The organism is Halomonas sp. 72 (assembly GCF_052379785.1).
Taxonomy (GTDB): domain Bacteria; phylum Pseudomonadota; class Gammaproteobacteria; order Pseudomonadales; family Halomonadaceae; genus Vreelandella; species Vreelandella citrativorans.
The window spans coordinates 308,302-324,286 of record NZ_JBQSYY010000001.1 but is presented as its reverse complement, the minus strand read 5'-3'; the positions used below and the strand labels follow the sequence as shown (position 1 = coordinate 324,286).

General features: G+C 54.8%; 18 protein-coding genes and 1 pseudogene. 12 read left to right on the top strand and 7 right to left on the bottom strand.

Annotated features, from left to right (window positions below; all coding sequences use genetic code 11):
• The first annotated feature begins 5 nt into the window (after window positions 1-5).
• Window positions 6-863: a universal stress protein gene (locus tag ACT3T6_RS01540; protein ID WP_193054451.1), complete on the top strand. Its 858-nt coding sequence runs from the start codon at window positions 6-8 to the stop codon at window positions 861-863.
• A gap of 167 nt (window positions 864-1,030) precedes the next feature.
• On the top strand, window positions 1,031-2,191 hold the full coding sequence (gene cfa, locus ACT3T6_RS01535) for a cyclopropane fatty acyl phospholipid synthase (RefSeq protein ID WP_193054452.1): 1,161 nt from the start codon (window positions 1,031-1,033) through the stop codon (window positions 2,189-2,191).
• Here the strand turns inward: cfa and ACT3T6_RS01530 are convergent.
• From ACT3T6_RS01530 to ACT3T6_RS01515, 4 genes are all read right to left on the bottom strand, one after another.
• On the bottom strand, window positions 2,188-3,156 hold the full coding sequence (locus ACT3T6_RS01530; protein ID WP_172117484.1) for an arsenic resistance protein: 969 nt from the start codon (window positions 3,154-3,156) through the stop codon (window positions 2,188-2,190). The two genes, cfa and ACT3T6_RS01530, sit on opposite strands and share 4 nt — an antisense overlap.
• A 31-nt stretch (window positions 3,157-3,187) precedes the next feature.
• Window positions 3,188-3,577 (bottom strand): fluoride efflux transporter CrcB, encoded by a 390-nt coding sequence (gene crcB, locus ACT3T6_RS01525; protein WP_193054453.1) that lies wholly within the window; start codon window positions 3,575-3,577, stop codon window positions 3,188-3,190.
• Window positions 3,574-3,960 carry a fluoride efflux transporter CrcB gene (gene crcB / locus ACT3T6_RS01520; protein ID WP_193054454.1) on the bottom strand — a complete coding sequence of 129 codons (387 nt, stop codon included), beginning with the start codon at window positions 3,958-3,960 and terminating at the stop codon, window positions 3,574-3,576. The genes crcB (ACT3T6_RS01525) and crcB (ACT3T6_RS01520) overlap by 4 nt, the downstream gene beginning before the upstream one ends.
• Before the next feature lie 127 nt (window positions 3,961-4,087).
• Entirely contained in the window at window positions 4,088-5,782 is a 1,695-nt protein-coding gene (locus tag ACT3T6_RS01515; RefSeq protein WP_193054455.1) for a 2-isopropylmalate synthase, read from the bottom strand.
• Between the two features lie 234 nt (window positions 5,783-6,016).
• On the opposite strand from ACT3T6_RS01515, the gene ACT3T6_RS01510 reads away from it, so the two are divergent.
• On the top strand, window positions 6,017-6,499 hold the full coding sequence (locus ACT3T6_RS01510; protein ID WP_193054456.1) for an Lrp/AsnC family transcriptional regulator: 483 nt from the start codon (window positions 6,017-6,019) through the stop codon (window positions 6,497-6,499).
• Window positions 6,500-6,569: 70 nt separating this feature from the next.
• Window positions 6,570-6,923 (top strand): RidA family protein, encoded by a 354-nt coding sequence (locus ACT3T6_RS01505; RefSeq protein ID WP_193054457.1) that lies wholly within the window; start codon window positions 6,570-6,572, stop codon window positions 6,921-6,923.
• A 26-nt stretch (window positions 6,924-6,949) separates the two neighbouring features.
• On the opposite strand, the gene ACT3T6_RS01500 is transcribed toward ACT3T6_RS01505, so the two are convergent.
• From ACT3T6_RS01500 to ACT3T6_RS01490, 3 genes and pseudogenes are all read right to left on the bottom strand, one after another.
• Window positions 6,950-7,801, bottom strand: a complete 852-nt coding sequence (locus ACT3T6_RS01500; protein WP_193054458.1) for a MurR/RpiR family transcriptional regulator — start codon at window positions 7,799-7,801, stop codon at window positions 6,950-6,952.
• Between the two features lie 41 nt (window positions 7,802-7,842).
• A pseudogene (locus tag ACT3T6_RS01495) lies at window positions 7,843-8,025 on the bottom strand (EAL domain-containing protein); the annotation flags it as partial.
• A 175-nt stretch (window positions 8,026-8,200) separates the two neighbouring features.
• Window positions 8,201-9,556 (bottom strand): aldehyde dehydrogenase family protein, encoded by a 1,356-nt coding sequence (locus ACT3T6_RS01490; RefSeq protein WP_193054459.1) that lies wholly within the window; start codon window positions 9,554-9,556, stop codon window positions 8,201-8,203.
• A 193-nt stretch (window positions 9,557-9,749) separates the two neighbouring features.
• On the opposite strand from ACT3T6_RS01490, the gene ACT3T6_RS01485 reads away from it, so the two are divergent.
• Genes ACT3T6_RS01485 through ACT3T6_RS01450 form a run of 8 tightly spaced genes read left to right on the top strand, consistent with a single transcriptional unit; the run spans window position 9,750 to window position 15,984 of the window.
• Window positions 9,750-10,913 (top strand): GNAT family N-acetyltransferase, encoded by a 1,164-nt coding sequence (locus ACT3T6_RS01485; RefSeq protein WP_193054460.1) that lies wholly within the window; start codon window positions 9,750-9,752, stop codon window positions 10,911-10,913.
• Between the two features lie 52 nt (window positions 10,914-10,965).
• Window positions 10,966-11,319 (top strand): cell division protein FtsB, encoded by a 354-nt coding sequence (ftsB, locus tag ACT3T6_RS01480; protein WP_193054461.1) that lies wholly within the window; start codon window positions 10,966-10,968, stop codon window positions 11,317-11,319.
• Between the two features lie 34 nt (window positions 11,320-11,353).
• Entirely contained in the window at window positions 11,354-12,061 is a 708-nt protein-coding gene (gene ispD / locus ACT3T6_RS01475) for a 2-C-methyl-D-erythritol 4-phosphate cytidylyltransferase (protein WP_193054462.1), read from the top strand.
• On the top strand, window positions 12,061-12,549 hold the full coding sequence (ispF, locus tag ACT3T6_RS01470; protein WP_193054463.1) for a 2-C-methyl-D-erythritol 2,4-cyclodiphosphate synthase: 489 nt from the start codon (window positions 12,061-12,063) through the stop codon (window positions 12,547-12,549). The genes ispD and ispF overlap by 1 nt, the downstream gene beginning before the upstream one ends.
• Window positions 12,542-13,582, top strand: coding sequence for a tRNA pseudouridine(13) synthase TruD (gene truD, locus ACT3T6_RS01465; RefSeq protein WP_193054464.1), 1,041 nt, complete (start codon window positions 12,542-12,544; stop codon window positions 13,580-13,582). Before ispF ends, truD begins: the two co-directional genes overlap by 8 nt.
• A gap of 35 nt (window positions 13,583-13,617) precedes the next feature.
• The gene (gene surE / locus ACT3T6_RS01460) at window positions 13,618-14,364 is read left to right on the top strand and encodes a 5'/3'-nucleotidase SurE (protein ID WP_193054465.1); all 747 of its coding nucleotides are present in this window, start codon (window positions 13,618-13,620) and stop codon (window positions 14,362-14,364) included.
• Entirely contained in the window at window positions 14,351-15,028 is a 678-nt protein-coding gene (locus tag ACT3T6_RS01455) for a protein-L-isoaspartate(D-aspartate) O-methyltransferase (RefSeq protein ID WP_172117498.1), read from the top strand. The genes surE and ACT3T6_RS01455 overlap by 14 nt, the downstream gene beginning before the upstream one ends.
• Window positions 15,025-15,984 (top strand): DUF368 domain-containing protein, encoded by a 960-nt coding sequence (locus tag ACT3T6_RS01450; protein WP_172117499.1) that lies wholly within the window; start codon window positions 15,025-15,027, stop codon window positions 15,982-15,984. The genes ACT3T6_RS01455 and ACT3T6_RS01450 overlap by 4 nt, the downstream gene beginning before the upstream one ends.
• Window position 15,985: the final 1 nt, after the last annotated feature.

The following is a 15,985-nucleotide window of genomic DNA, read 5'->3' as shown; positions in this document are numbered from 1 at the left end:
GCAGCATGCCGGAACATGTAGTTGCCGCAATTGATGGTTCCCGGTTTTCACAAGGCGTTTGCGATTACGCTTCTTGGGCAAGCCTTGCGCTGGGCGCGCCGTTAACCTTTGTGCATGTGGCCGATAACCATTCAGAAGTGCCAGGCGAGCCGGATCTTTCGGGCCAGCTGTTTTTTGGCGCCCGCGAGCGCTTGCTGGAGGAATTGATGGGCCTTGATGAGAAGCGTGCCAAGGTCAACCGCGAACAGGGCAGGTTAATGCTGGAAGCGGCCCAGGCGCGCGCTGTTGAAGAGGGCTTTAGTGGCGCCGTTACTCGCCAACTGAACGGTACTTTGGTGGAAACACTGGTCGGGCTTGAAAATGAAATGCGCCTGCTGGTGGTGGGTAAGCGCGGCGAGACGGCTCATCAAGCCAGCGAGCATCTTGGCTCCAACCTCGAGCGGGTGGTGCGTGAAATGCATCGCCCTATTTTGATGGTGCCCGCCACGTTCAAGCAGCCTGAAAAAGTATTGATTGCTTTTGATGGCAGCAAAACGGCCCGCAAAGGCGTGGAAATGCTGGCCCGTTCGCCACTGTTTTCAGGCAGCGAGTGCCATGTACTACTGGTGGATACGGACAATGCAGAGAATCGCCTGGAGCTTGGTTGGGCGCTAGGCACCCTACGTGAAGCAGGCCACAAGGCAGAAGGCGCTATCCGCAACGGCAATGTAGATGATGTGCTGCAAACCTACGAACAAGAGCACGCGATAGACCTCTTGGTCATGGGCGCTTATGGGCACTCGCGCATCCGCCACTTGTTGGTTGGCAGCACGACGACAGCGATGCTGCGTAGCAGCCGTATCCCCGTTCTTATTTTGCGCTAAGTCTCTTTTGTGTTCCTACGGTAAGTCGCTTTGCTACGGGTTAGTAGAGCGACTTTTTAACAATGAAAAAGGGAAAAATTAAAATCTGCAAATGCTGAAATGAGCTTCTATGTTTATTTAAGAGTGTCTTGAACTATTCATCTCTTGAGTAGCATAAGGAGCCTGACGTGAATCTACCCACGCTTGAACGAACATCACAGCCGTTTAATCCCACCTCTTCCTCTCATCGCTTTGCAGCCAGCCTAATGGCCCAGGCTGATATACAGTTCAACGGCGATCGCCCTTGGGATATGCAGCTTAAAGCGCCTGGTGTGATCGAAAATGCACTAGCGCGTGGCAATCTGGGCTTAGGTGAAAGCTATATGCAGGGGGACTGGGACTGCGATCGGTTGGACGTATTTTTTACCCGCTTGCTGCGCGCGCAATTGCATCAACGTATTAAGCCCACGCAATTGATTTATCACGCGTTGCGTACTCGGTTGTTAAACCGACAAAGCGTTAAGCGGGCTTGGGAAGTGGGCGAGAAGCACTACGATCTTGGCAATGAATTTTATGCGGCCATGCTTGACCAGCGTATGACGTATACCTGCGGTTATTGGAAAGACGCGTGCACACTAGATGAAGCACAAGAGGCGAAACTGGACTTAATTTGCCGAAAGCTGCAGTTAGCACCGGGTATGCGCGTACTTGATATCGGCTGTGGGTGGGGGAGCTTTATGGCTTATGCGGCCGAGCATTATGGCGTTGAGTGTGTCGGCCTGACCATCTCCAAAGAGCAGGCGGATTTTGGTAAACGATTGATCAAAAAAGGCTTGCCGGTAGAGTTCCGTTTACAGGATTACCGCGATGAAACTGAAAGATTTGATCGTATTGTTAGTATTGGTATGTTCGAACATGTGGGCCATAAAAACTATCGCGCCTATATGGAAGTGGTCAGTCGCTGCCTAAAGGATGAAGGTCTTTTCTTGCTTCATACGATTGGCAAAAACCTTGGTACGACGATGTCCGATCCCTGGATCGATAAATACATTTTTCCGAATGGTGAGTTGCCTACCTTAAGCCATATTACCGATGCGGCTGAAACGCTTTTTGTGGTGGAAGATATACATAACTTTGGAGCTGACTACGATAAAACGCTGATGGCCTGGTATCACAATAGCGAAGCCAATTGGCCCCAGTTTAAAGGTCAGTTTAATCCAACGTTTTATCGTATGTGGCGCTACTACCTGTTGAGTTGTGCGGGAGCCTTTAGAGCACGTGAGATTCAGCTGTGGCAACTGGTGTTCAGCAAACAGGGTGTAGCGGGAGGATACGCGCGGGTTAGCTAGCTGCCTCGCTCACGGTCAGGCAGCAATTTACCGGGTACCCAGCGTAGATAGAAGATCATTCCAAAAAGCTCTACCAGTGACTGAAAAATAATCACTACGACTGCGGGTTGCCATGCGCCAGGCAGAGCCAAGGCGATGGGCAGCATGACAAACGAGTTGCGTGTGCCAAAGCTAAAAGCCAGCGTGCGGGCACTGGCGGTTGGCAAACGGAACAGCCTGCCCAGCGCACGACCCAGCCAGCCCGCAAACACTAAAAAAACCATGAAGATCAACATGACCTGAGTCATCACATGATACAGCCCGCCCAGATGGTTGACCTGTGACGCTGCAATAATAAAGACCACAAAGGCAAGCAGTGGCACGGGCAGTATGCCCAGGTGATAGATGGCGCGCTTGGTGCGCCTATGCCGAGTAGCAGCAAATTCCGTTAGCCCGGCAAGCGCCAAGGGAAACAGGATAAGGCCCGCAAAGGCAACGATTAGTGAGGTGGAGAGTGCCAGATGAAACCACTCCGATCCCAGAAAGAGCCAGAGATAAATAGGTAGAGCGACCATCTGCACCAGTAGCAGCAGCGGAGCGGCCGCGACAGCGCGGGGCGCATCTCCCTTGCCCAAGTGAGTAAAACTGATAAACCAGTCGGTGCAGGGCACCAGCAGTACCAGCAAGACGCCGGCCAATACCGCAGGTGAGAGCGGCAGCCAAGCGACCACCAGCCCCAGAAAGGCCGGAATGGCGATAAAGTTGCCCACTAGCAGCGCCGTCATAAAGCGGCCGTCGGTAAGGCCGCGCGCCACGCTAAGCAAAGGAATCTGGCTAAAGGTGGTGTACATCAAAAGGCCTAACAGCGGCCACAGTAACTGCTCCAGCACATCGGCCAGCGCCGGTGACACAACGCCCAAGGCCAGCCCTAGGCCAATGCAGACCAGGTAAATCCAGCACTGGTGTTTTTCCATCTGCTCGCGCATTGGTTTTCCCTGAGTGATTTTTCTTGAGTATTTATTGGCGGCGAAGTGCCAAGCGCTCGCCTGCCATGGCGGCCAATAGCCATAGCGGCAGGCTCACCAGCACGTACGAAAGCCCCCACCAGCCTTGGCCATGGTTAAGGAAATGCAGCGTTTCCAGGCTAAACAGTGAAAAGGTCGTAAAGCCGCCGCAAAAACCTGCCACGAGCAGCGGGTGCCAGTAGGTCAGTTTGCTATGGGGTGCACGTAGCGCGGTGGCGGCTATCCAGCCGATCAAACCCGACCCCAGTACGTTGACGATCAGCGTGCCCCACGGGAAATAGCTACCCAAGGCCGCTTGGGAGACAAGCGATACGGCGTAGCGCAGTGCGCTGCCCAGGCCGCTACCAACCCCGACGGCAAGGTAGCATTTCCAAGTCCTCATACGCGGCACCCTGCCAGCACCCAGCCCAACGCTGCCATACCAATGCCCAGCACCAGTGTGCCGCCCATGTTGAGTGCCGCACGGCCCGATTGACCGCCTTGCCAAAGTTCAAGAGTTTGCAGGCTAAACGATGAGACCGTGGTATAGCCGCCGAGTAGGCCAGTTACGCTAAACAGCCAGAACGCCGTTGGTGTGTCAGGCAGGCCTTGGCGGCCCAATAGCCAGCCTGCGGCCAGCGCGCCGGTCGCGTTAACAACGAGCGTGCCCCAGGGAAACGCCTTGCCCAGCCAGCGCGCTAACAGGTTGGAAAGAGCAAACCTGGCCATTCCCCCGAGTGCGCCGCCCAGCGCGATAAGCAGTACGCTTGCGATGCCTGGACCCATGTTTTCTCCACTGACTAACAAAAGGGGGTCTTCGATAAGCGGCCAATTCTAACATGCGTTTTCAAGGCGCAGAAAAATGCCTTGCGTGGGTAGCCGCGCAAGGCATTAGTGTATTACTTATAGATCGTTAGGCTGGCAGGACGCTGCCCTGATGGCTTGGCGCTGCCTCCGCGTGTGTAGTGGCGACGCGGTTGATGCCCGAGATCAGGGCTTTCAAAGAAGCGCTCACCGTGTCGCTATCTTCGGCAACGGCGCAAATGCGCTGGCCATCAATGCTCAACTGTACAAAGGCAATGGCGTTGGCTTCGCTACCACCGCCCAACGAGTGCTCACTGTAGTCGATAATCGTCACGTTAACACCGGAGTGCTTCTGCCAGGCAGCGGTAAAGGCCGACATGGCACCGTTGCCGGAACCAGACAGGCGCAGGGTTTCGCTACCTTGCCACAAGGTCACTTCAAGCCCTTCGTGCTGGCCCTTGGAAAGCTGATAGTCCGCTAGCGACAGTGGCGTTTCCTGGGTGAAGTTATCGAACATCACTTGGCGGATCATCTCGCTTGAGAGTTCGCTGGCGCGCTCTTCGCTCTCTTTTTGTACATAGGGGGCCAAGGCCAGCATCATCCAGCGTGGCAGGTTGATGCCGTAGTCGCGCTCAAGCAAAAAGGCCATGCCGCCCTTGCCGGACTGGCTGTTGACTCGAATCACGGCCTGGTAGTCGCGGCCAATGTCGTGGGGATCAATCGGCAGGTAAGCCACTTGCCACGGTTCGTCGGGCTTCTGGTGCTTGAGGGATTTACGAATCGCATCCTGATGGCTACCAGAGAAGGCGGTATACACCATTTCACCTACCCAAGGGTGGCGTGGGTGCATGGTAATGCCGGTGCACTCGTGAACGACCTGAATGATTTCATCCGGGTTGGAAAGATCAAGGTTAGGATCAATCCCTTGGCTGTAGAGGTTCATGGCCAGTGTGATGATGTCCATGTTGCCGGTACGCTCGCCATTACCCAGCAGCGTGCCTTCCACACGGTCGGCACCGGCAAGCAAGGCAAGTTCGGCTGAGGCTACTGCACCGCCTCGGTCGTTGTGGGTATGCACCGAGATAATCACGCTATCGCGACGACTGATGTGCTGGCAGAAGTATTCGATCTGGTCGGCATGGTGGTGAGGGCCAGCCACTTCGACGGTCGTTGGCAGGTTGAGGATGCACTTGTTCTCAGGTGTTGGCTGCCAAACGTCCATCACCGCTTCACAAATCGCCAGCGAGAAGTCGATTTCGGTGCTGGAGAAGCTCTCCGGTGAATACTGAAAACGCCAGGCAACGTCTGGATAGCGCTCGGCATACTGTTTAACCCAGGTAGCGCCCTGAACGGCAATATCGGTAATACCGTCGCGGTCCATCTCAAACACGCGCTCGCGCTGAATGGTCGAGGTCGAGTTATACAGGTGGATAATAGCGCGCTTGGCACCCACTAAAGCTTCAAAGGTTTTTTCAATCAAGTGCTCGCGACACTGCACCAGCACCGCGATAGTGACATCCTCAGGAATCTGATCTTCTTCAATTAACCAGCGCACAAAATCAAAGTCGGGTTGGCTGGCGGAAGGGAACCCCACCATGACTTCTTTAATGCCCACCTTGACGATCTGGTGCCAGAAGCGCTTTTTCTGCTCAACGGTCATCGGCTCTAGCAGCGCCTGGTTACCATCACGTAGGTCTTCACTTACCCAGATCGGCGCACGATCAAGGTCACGGTCAGGCCATTGACGGTTAAACGCAGGAACGCGCGGTGCTGGGCGATATTTACGATGATCGAAAGCAGACATGATGAGATTCCTAAGGGGGTTAATGACTTGGAAAACTGGCCGCTTGTGGGTAGGCCTTTGTTCATCGGTGCAGACTCATGATGCAGAGTATGGCACACAACCGTTAACTGCTTTTGGCAGTGTGAATAGTGTAACGGGTTTATAGCGCTAGGTTGTTGCTAAAAATGAATAAAAATGGCATTAATTGGCAGTATGTTTTAATAATTTATAATTTCTTAGCAGAGGCTGCTGTTTATGTCGGTGACGCCATTGACGCTTGACCGTTTTGACCGCCAAATTTTGACGATTCTGCAACAAGAAGGGCGGATCAGTAACCAGGAATTGGCTGATCGAATTGGCCTTTCTGCATCGCCCTGTTTACGCCGGGTGCGTGCGCTGGAAGAGCACGGCTTGATTATGCAGTATCGCGCCGAGGTAGATGCTCGCCAGTTGGGCTACCAACTGATGGTACTGCTGCATATTGCCATGGACCAGCATACCCCCGAGCGGTTTGAGAACTTTGAACGCCACATCCGAAAAATTCCCAACGTGATCGAATGTCTGATCATTACCGGGCAGGCTGCCGACTTTCAGCTAAAGATTTTAGTCCAGGATATGGATGATTATCAGCATTTACTGCTGCACGTTATTAACCGTATTGAAGGCGTCACAGGGGCGCATACCAGCTTTGTGTTACGCCGGGTTTTTGAACATCGGCCGGTACCCACACAGCGCTGAACAGGAAAGCGTAGTCAGTCACTGAGTCGCCGTTTACACTGTTTTTTTCCCATTTTTAGGAGAGTGCTCTATGACGATCGAACGTCACGATACCAAGGCCCGCATGAGTCGCGCCGTTATCCACCAAGGGGTTGCTTATTTGTGTGGCCAGGTCGCCGGGCCTGAGGCGCGTCATGGCGATATTAAGGCGCAGACAGAAAGCATGCTGGCGCGTGTCGATGCGCTGTTAAAAGAGATCGGCTCAAGCCGTGAGCAGCTATTAAGCGCCACGATTTATCTCAAGGACGGCAGCGATGTCGTCGCCATGAATGAGGTGTGGGATGCCTGGGTGCCCGAAGGCTACGCGCCAGCGCGCACCTGCGTATGTGCCCCGATGCCTGCCGACGAGTTAAAAGTAGAAATAACCGTGACCACCGCCGTATAGAACGAAAGCCTTTCTAGCTGGTTGAGCTAGTCCAGCGGAAAGCGGGTGTCGCGCAGGCTGTCCTTGATTTTTTTCAAGTGCGGTAAGAAGTCTTCGCCACGCCGTAGTGTGACGCCGGTGGCCAGGGCGTCAATCAAGGTAAGCTGAATCACCCTTGACGTCATGGGCATGTAGTGGTCGGTGTCTTCAGGGGTTGCCACGTTAAGCGTGGCGCTGCACTCGTTGGCAAGCGGTGACGCGGGGGCTGTAATACCCAGCACAACGGCGCCAGATTCGCGCGCTACACGGGCGATATCTACCAGCTCACGGGTGCGTCCGGTGTAGGAAATAATCACCACCACATCGCCCGTATGGCAGGACGCTGCCACCATGCGCTGCATCAATACATCGGCGTAGGCCATGACCGGTAGATTGAACCGAAAAAACTTATGCTGAGCATCCTGAGCGACGGCACCTGATGCGCCTAACCCAAAAAAGTGAATCTGCTTTGCCTGGGTTAGGTAGTCGACCATTCGTTCAATGGCCGCCATATCAATATCACGCTGGGCTTCATCCAGCGCGGCAATGGTGGCGCCAAAAATTTTCTGCGTGTATTGGGCCGCCGTATCGCCGGGCTCAACGGCGCGGGTCACGTAGGGTGTCCCACCCGCCAGGCTTTGCGCGAGCTTGATTTTAAAGTCGGGATATCCCTTGGCGCCAAAATTGCGGCAAAATCGGTTAACGGTCGGCTCGCTGACACTGGCGGCCTGGGCCAGGCTTGCGATGCTTAAGCTGGTAGCGGCTGTCGGATCGTCCAGGATCACGTTAGCAACTTTACGCTCGGAGCGGTTTAATTCTTCTAAGCGTTCGCGTAAGCGGTCAAGCAAGTCATGCGCCATTAAGCAGGCTCCAAAGCAGTGTGGGGCGGAAGTTGTGATGTCTAATCTTTATACCAGGCAACAAACACATTGGCTGGCAGTGGTCGAGCATAATAGTCCCCTTGCGCTGCTTCGCAACCGATAGAGTGTAAATAGGCGGCTTGTTCGGCGGTTCCAATCCCTTCTGCCACAATATCACAACCCACCGCGTAGGCTAATTGGGTAATCATAACGGCAAGTTGGCGATCAACGGCGTTTTTATTAGGGGCTGCATAGCACCACTGTTATAGCCTTTATCAGCCACTAGCGCCGCGCCAGAAGGTAACTCGGCAATCAGTGCCGGAGCCTCTACTCTGCGGGGTTGCTCTTATCCTGCCAATATCTCTGCAATGGAACGCCAATAGCCCTAATGAATAAGCTTTAACGTAAACGAAGCAGTTTCATAAGCCAGCGCCGGTAGGGCGGCTGCAAAATTCTGCTGGTAGCGTGTTTCGTTTGATAAAACACACCACGTAAATGGCTAAAGCGCTCAAAACCGTGGCGCCCATGATAAGCCCCCATGCCACTTTCACCGATGCCGCCAAACGGTAAGGTGGGGACCGCGTGATGGAGCAGTGTTTCATTAAAGACAAGCGCACCGGAACGAGTCTGTTGCAGTAACCGCGTTTGAAGCGTTTTATCATTAGTAAACGCATATACCACTAAAGCGTGCGGACGTGCATTCACAAACCCAATCGCCGCCTCCATATTTTTAACACCGATAACGGGGAGCGCGCGGCCAAAAACCTCTTCGTGCATCACAGAAAGTGTTTGGGTGGGGTCGATAACCAGCGCAGGGGCATGGTTGCCGTGATCAATGACTCGGCAGCCGTGGTTACGGGCTTCTGTCAGCAGGCCCTCTACGCGTGCGCGATGGGCATCATTGATCGGGCTGGTTGCCTCTCTGCTATCAGGGCGCTGCTGGACAATAGCACGGCTTAGTGCGCTAACCAGGGACTCAAGATGACGGCTTTCTACAAGAACGTAATCGGGTGCCAAACACGTTTGTCCACCGTTAAGTCCCTTGCCGAATATAATGGCCGTGGCCGCTTTATCTATATCGGCATCACCTGCCACCAGCGCGGGGGATTTACCGCCTAGCTCCAGGGTCACTGGCGTAAGGTTGGCTGCCGCAGCACTAGCCACGTGACGTCCAATGCTGGTCGAACCGGTAAACACCAGGTGATCAAAGGGCAGCTTGCTAAATGCCTGAGCGGTCGATGCATCTCCTTGAATGACGACGAGTTCATCCTGGGTAAAATATTGGCAAGCCAAGCGAGCGAGCAAGGTGCTGGTGTGAGGCGTTAGCTCACTGGGCTTTAGCATGACAACATTACCGGCGGCAAAGGCGTCAATAACGGGGAGTAGCGCAAGACTCCACGGGTAATTCCAGGGGGAAATAACCCCAACGATGCCCAATGGCTGCGGGGCTATGCGTGCTTGTGCCGGTAACAGGCGCCAAGGCACACCGACGCGCCAGGGGCGCATCCAGCGCCAGAGGTGACGGCGCGCATAGCTTATGGCCTGTAGCACGGCACTAATTTCCGCCAAGTGGATTTCTGTGTCGCTACGCTGGCCAAAGTCCGTTTGAATAGCCCGCACAATCTCATACTGGTGGCGCTTGGTCATTTGCGCTAAACGTGCCAATCGTGCGCGACGAATACTTAGCGTTGGAAAAGGCGTTTGATCAACAGCGTGTCGTTGGGCATTAAAGATACCTGTTAAATCGTGCTGCATAACCGCTCCTTATCTTCCGTACCTGGATGTCTTGGGGCGCAATAGTGGCTTGAAAGCGCTACGTTAATGCTCGTGTCGTAAGGCTAAGACGGTAGTTAAGACGATAGTTAAGTCGATAGTAAGGGTAACGCTGCGTTAATGATAAAGTAAGACGGGATAACAGGGCGCCAACGCTTTGCTCTTGGGAGATATCATGTCTGCGTGCTCGTTAGAACTCTCTACTCTATCCGCCATGGAAAATATTGAGGCAAACCAGTGGGATGCCTTGGTTGGCCACGATCAGCCTTTTCTGCGCCATGCATTTTTGCATGCGCTGGAGGCGAGTGGCTCGGTGAGTCGTGAGACAGGATGGGAGCCCTGCCATGCCTGCGTTTGGCGAGCAGGCCAATTAGTAGGCGCACTGCCCATGTACCGTAAACATCACTCTTACGGTGAGTATGTGTTTGATTGGGGGTGGGCGGAAGCGTTCGAGAGAGCCGGTGGCACCTATTATCCTAAAGCGCTCAGCGCTATCCCGTTTACTCCCGTTCCGGGGGTGCGCACGCTACTTGCTAGCCATCTAAATGCTGAGGCTATCCGTGCTCTGTTAGCGTCAGCCTGGCAAACGCTTTGTCACCAGGAGGCGCTCTCCAGCTGGCATTTATTGTTTGCCGATGAGCATGACGTGACGGCCTGGCAGGCGCAGTTTCCCCAATTAACGGTCCGTGAAGGGCTTCAATTCCAGTGGCAGGACGCAGGTTTTGGCGACTTTGATGGTTTCCTGGCAAGCCTGACATCCAAGCGGCGCAAAATGATCAAGCGTGAACGGCGCTTGGTGGCTGAACAGGGGCTAAATGTGGTGCGCCTGGAGGGCCAGGAGATCACCCAGGCAACAATGACGCACTTCTATCGCTGTTATTCAATGACGTATCTGGAGCGCGGTCGTTCGCCCTATTTAAATCATGCCTTTTTTGAACGGTTACGCCAGACCATGCCCGAAACATTGATGCTGGTGCAGGCGCAGTTGAATGGTCAACCGGTTGCGTCGGCGCTCTATTTTCGTGGTGAGCACACGCTGTATGGCCGCTACTGGGGGAGTGAAGTGGAGGCCGATTGTCTGCATTTTGAAGCCTGCTATTACCAAGGCATTGAGTACTGCTTGCAGAATGGGCTGACGCGCTTTGACCCAGGCACCCAGGGGGAACATAAGTTAATACGCGGTTTCGCCCCTCAACGTGTTCGTTCGCTGCACTATATGAGCCATCCTGGCTTGGCGGCGGGTGTTGCCCAATTTTGCCAGGCGGAGGGCGCCCAAGTGAGCGCGTATCGTGAGGCGGCTTTTCAAGCGCTGCCTTTTAAAGTGCCTGCGGCTCGCTGATGGTTCTGCATAGTGGCATAATGCGCGCCGTTACTGCCTTGGGAGATCGGTGATGCACAAATGGGTTGTGGTAGCGTTACTTGTCGTACTGGGTTTGCTCCAGTACACGCTTTGGTTAGGTAATGGCGGCTGGCGTGACCTGCAAATAGTCGAGCAGCGCGTTACTGCACAGGAAGAGGCCAACTTGCCCATGCGCGAGCGAAACGCACGCTTAGCGGCCGAGGTCACCGATCTTAAAACCGGGCTGGACGCTATTGAAGAGCGGGCCCGAAGTGATATGGGCATGGTGCGTAGCGATGAACAATTTTTCTGGGTACCGGGTGTTGCCATAACTACTGAGTTGATAGGTATTAACGCAGGCCTGGTGGTCCAGCCACGACTAGACCGTGAGCAATCGGCACAGTGAGTAAACGAACAGTGAATATGTCAGGTAAGCGGCTGTGAAAAAAACGCTTTGGCTGATCGTGCCTGCCGCCGGGCAAGGACGTCGCATGGGAGCCGATAAACCCAAACAGTACCTGACGTTAGGTGAACACCCGATACTGGTGCACACTCTGGCGCGACTTTACGAGGCGTTTCCCAAGGCGTCGTTAGTGCTCTGCCTGGACAGCGATGATCAGTGGTTTCAGGCTGAATGGGTTCCTTTTGCGGCCTGGCAGCGCGTAACGGGCGGCATCGAACGCATGGATAGCGTACTCAATGCGCTACATGCCATACCCGCACAGGATGACGATATTGTAATGGTGCACGATGTGGCTCGCCCGTGTATTACCACGGACGACCTGCATGCCCTGTATCAGGCGGTGACTCATCACACCGGCGGGGCGCTATTAGCGATGCCGGTGGCAGATACCATGAAACGGGCCAATGCCGAACAGCAAAGTACCTGTACAGAACCCCGGGAAGGGCTTTGGCATGCGCTGACACCCCAGGGGTTTCATTACGGGCTATTGCGCCAGGCACTTGAGAGTGCCCGGCATCAAAAACGCATGGTGACCGATGAGGCGTCAGCGGTCGAGGCGCTGGGTAGGCAGCCACAACTGGTTAGCGGGCGGCGCGATAATTTAAAAGTGACGCATCCGGATGACCTTGCCCTCGCCGCCGCCATTTTGTCAGCACAATCAGATACGTTTACTCAGGAGGCTTAATGCGAATTGGTCATGGCTTTGATGTTCATCGGTTCGGCCCCGGCGACCACTTAATGATTGGTGGCGTTAAGTTGCCTTTTTCACAGGGCTTTGTCGCACACTCCGATGGCGATGTGCTGCTTCATGCGGTCAGCGATGCGCTGTTAGGCGCCTGCGCGCTCGGTGATATTGGTCATCACTTTCCCGATACCGACCCCGAATGGAAAGGCGCTGATAGCCGTATGCTGCTGCGCCATGTGGTGAGCCTGGTTCGGGCGGAAGGTTATGAAGTTGTAAACCTGGACGCGACCCTGATGGCTCAAGCGCCCAAAATGGCGCCGCATATTGCGACAATGCGTCAAACCATTGCTGACACCTTGAATGTCTCCTTGGGCCAGGTAAACGTTAAGGCCACCACGACGGAACGGCTAGGGTTTACCGGGCGCGGTGAAGGCATTGCTGCTGAAACGGTGGTTTTACTCGGCCGGCCTGAGGCGTTGAATGAGTAAGCTGCCTCAGTGGGCACGCTCTTTGGATGCTGCGTTTGGGCCGCCCAAGCCGGGGCATTATCGGGCCCAACCTGAGGATTTTTTGGTTGACGAGCAGCTGGACTTCACGCCCGAATCGCATGGTGAGCATCTTTGGCTGCGGATTGAAAAACGCAATCAGACCACGCTGGATGTGGTGAAGAGTGTCAGCCGATTATGCGGTGTGACCCCGCGAGATATTGGCTATTCAGGTATGAAGGACCGAATAGCCGTGACGCGCCAATGGTTAAGCATTCACTTGCCAGGGCGTGACGCGCCTGCTGACCTGATATCAGCACTGGGTGGATTGGGCATCATGGTGCTTGAAAGCGTGCGTCATCCACGCAAACTAAAACGTGGCGTTCATCGCACCAACGCGTTTACGTTACGATTGAGTGGCGACGCGATCACAGCGGATGATTTCGTTCATCGCTGGCAGGCGCTTTGCCAGCTCGGGGTGCCCAACTATTTTGGCCCTCAGCGGTTCGGCCCTGACGCGCGTAATTTACAGCGTGCCGAGGCACTACTTGCACGAGGGTGGCGCAAACGTGACGACCGTCAAGGAATGCTGCTCTCTACTGCGCGAAGCTTTCTATTTAATGAGCTGCTAAGCGCTCGCTTGGCGGACGGCAACTGGCATCAGCCTATCCCAGGCGATACCGTGATGCTTGACGGCACCCAAAGCGTATTCGGCGTCGACGCGGTGGACGAGTCGTTGATAACGCGTGCCGCTGAGTTGGACGTGCATCCAACCGCGGCGCTTTGGGGCATTGGTGAAAACGCCGTTGATGACGCAGGGCGCTACGAGGCGCAGCTGGCCCGTCAGCATCCTGAGCTGTGTAAAGGTTTGGAAGCCAGCGGTGTGAAACGCTCCCATAGAGCACTGCGTATGCGATTAACGGCGCCCCAGCTCACTTGGGAATCTGATGCCGTGCTACTCTCGTTTGCGCTACCCCGAGGCAGTTTTGCTACCGCCGTTATCGGTGAGCTCATTTATCACCCGGATATGGCGTAAGCCGCCAGATTACGCTGATCAACAAGGAGGCATCAATGCGGCGACTGCTGCTCTCTAACGACGACGGTGTTTACGCCCCAGGGCTGAAAGCGCTACATGATGCGCTGGAGGCTCATGCCAAGCTGCGTGTCGTTGCCCCGGACCGTGACCGTAGCGGGGCAAGTAACTCGCTGACATTATCGCGCCCGCTCTCATTAACCGCGCTGGAAAATGGTTTCTATAGCGTGGATGGTACGCCCGCTGACTGCGTTTACTTGGGCGTAAATGGCGTGTGGGATGAGCGGCCTGATCTGGTTATTTCAGGGATTAACCACGGTGGCAATTTAGGCGATGACGTGCTCTATTCAGGCACGGTGGCCGCGGCCATGGAAGGACGCAACCTGGGCATGATCGCGATTGCCATGTCGCTATGCGGTGATCGTTACTTTGACACCGCGGCGAAAGTGGCATCCAGCCTGATTGGTGCCGCCGATCAACTCTCCTTGCCGCCCAGAACGCTGCTCAACGTTAACGTTCCAGATGTGCCGTGGGAAGCCATCAAAGGCGTTAAGGTAACCCGGCTTGGATATCGTGGCCCGGCTGAAAAACCGCTTGCGATCAAAGATCCTCGTGGGCGGACGCGCTACTGGATTGCGCCGGTTGCTGCCAATGCGGATGACGGTGAAGATACCGATTTTGCAGCGATCGAGGCAGGGTATGTATCGATTACGCCGCTGCAAACCGACTTGACGCGCCACCCTGCGTGCCGTGACGTACAGGACTGGTTGGATGCCTTTGCCTGATATTTCGCCCATTGAGCGGCGCGGGCGGGGAATGACCTCTCAGCGTACCCGGGATCGCATGATTGATCGGTTGATCGAACAGGGCATTCGACACCCGGATGTGCTTGATGTGATGGCTGGCGAGCCCAGGCATCTGTTTGTTGACGAGGCTTTGGCGCATCGTGCCTATGAAGATACAGCGCTGCCTATCGGCTTTGGGCAGACGTTATCACAGCCGCTTACCGTGGCGCGGATGACAGAACTGGTTGTGAAAGCCGAGCCACGCCGTGTGTTGGAAGTGGGCACCGGCTCTGGGTATCAAACGCTGATTTTGTCGCGCTTAGTGAAAGAGCTTTACTCCATTGAGCGTATTTACGCCTTGCATGAGCGAGCGAGTGATCGCCTTTGGCGCTTGGGCGCAGAGGTAACGCTAACCGTTGCCGATGGCGGCGAGGGCTGGTCAACGGCGGCACCGTTCGATGTTATTTTATTGACGGCTTGTGCGCAGACACTGCCTGAAATATTGCTCGAGCAGCTAAGTCGCGATGGGGTGTTGATTGCGCCGTTGGAAGCGCCTGATGGCAGCCAATGGCTTACCCAGATAAAGCGCAGTGGGAATGCGTTTGAGAAGCGGCGGCTTGAGCCCGTGCGTTTTGTACCTTTATTGCAAGGAGTAGTGGATTGAAGCGTAAATCCTTGGGGATTTTTTTTAAAGGTGCCGGAATGGGGGCCGCAGATGCCATACCCGGAGTTTCCGGGGGCACGATTGCCTTTGTTACCGGCATTTATGAAGAGCTGATCAATACCATTAAGCAGTTTGGTCCTGGCGCGCTGGTGGTTTGGCAGCGTGATGGGTGGCGTGCCCTCGTTAAGCACTTGAACCTGGCCTTTTTGATCCCTTTGCTGGCCGGTGTCGGCATCAGCCTGGTCAGCGTGGCGCACTTGGCGCTATGGCTGATGGAAGCGCACCCTCTGCTGCTTGATGGCTTCTTTTTCGGGCTGGTTGCCGCCTCTGGAATGGTGGTCGCTCAAGCGGGAGACCGCTGGAAATTTTGGTATTTATTTCCGCTGTTGGCCGGTTTACTGTTAGCCAGAATGCTGCCGAGCTTAATGCCCTTGGTGCTATTGCTCGGTAATGAAGCCACGATTGTGATGGTGGCGGGGTGTATTGCGATTAGCGCCATGTTGTTGCCAGGCGTGTCGGGCAGTTTTTTGTTGCTCACGATGGGGCTCTACGGCACGATAATGGGGGCTATTCGCAGTTTCGACATCACTATTATTATGCTGTTTGGTATGGGATGTGTGATAGGCCTTGCGCTGTTTTCGCGGCTATTATCCTGGCTGTTAAGACGTCATCATGGCTTTACGATGCAATTGCTTTTAGGGTTTATTATTGGCTCGTTGCCGGTTCTGTGGCCATGGCGCGAGCTGTTGCGTTATCAGGTTGGTCCAAGCGGGCAAATGATACCCTTGGAGTACCGTTATTTGCTGCCCAGTGATTATGCCGCGTTGACCGGCGCTTCCGCGCAGATTATCGGCGTGGTGCTGCTGATGGTCGTTGGTATATTGCTGGTCATGCTATTGAACCGTCGGGCAGGGAAGTCGACCACGTTAGATTCAACTAATACGGCTCAGCGCTGAA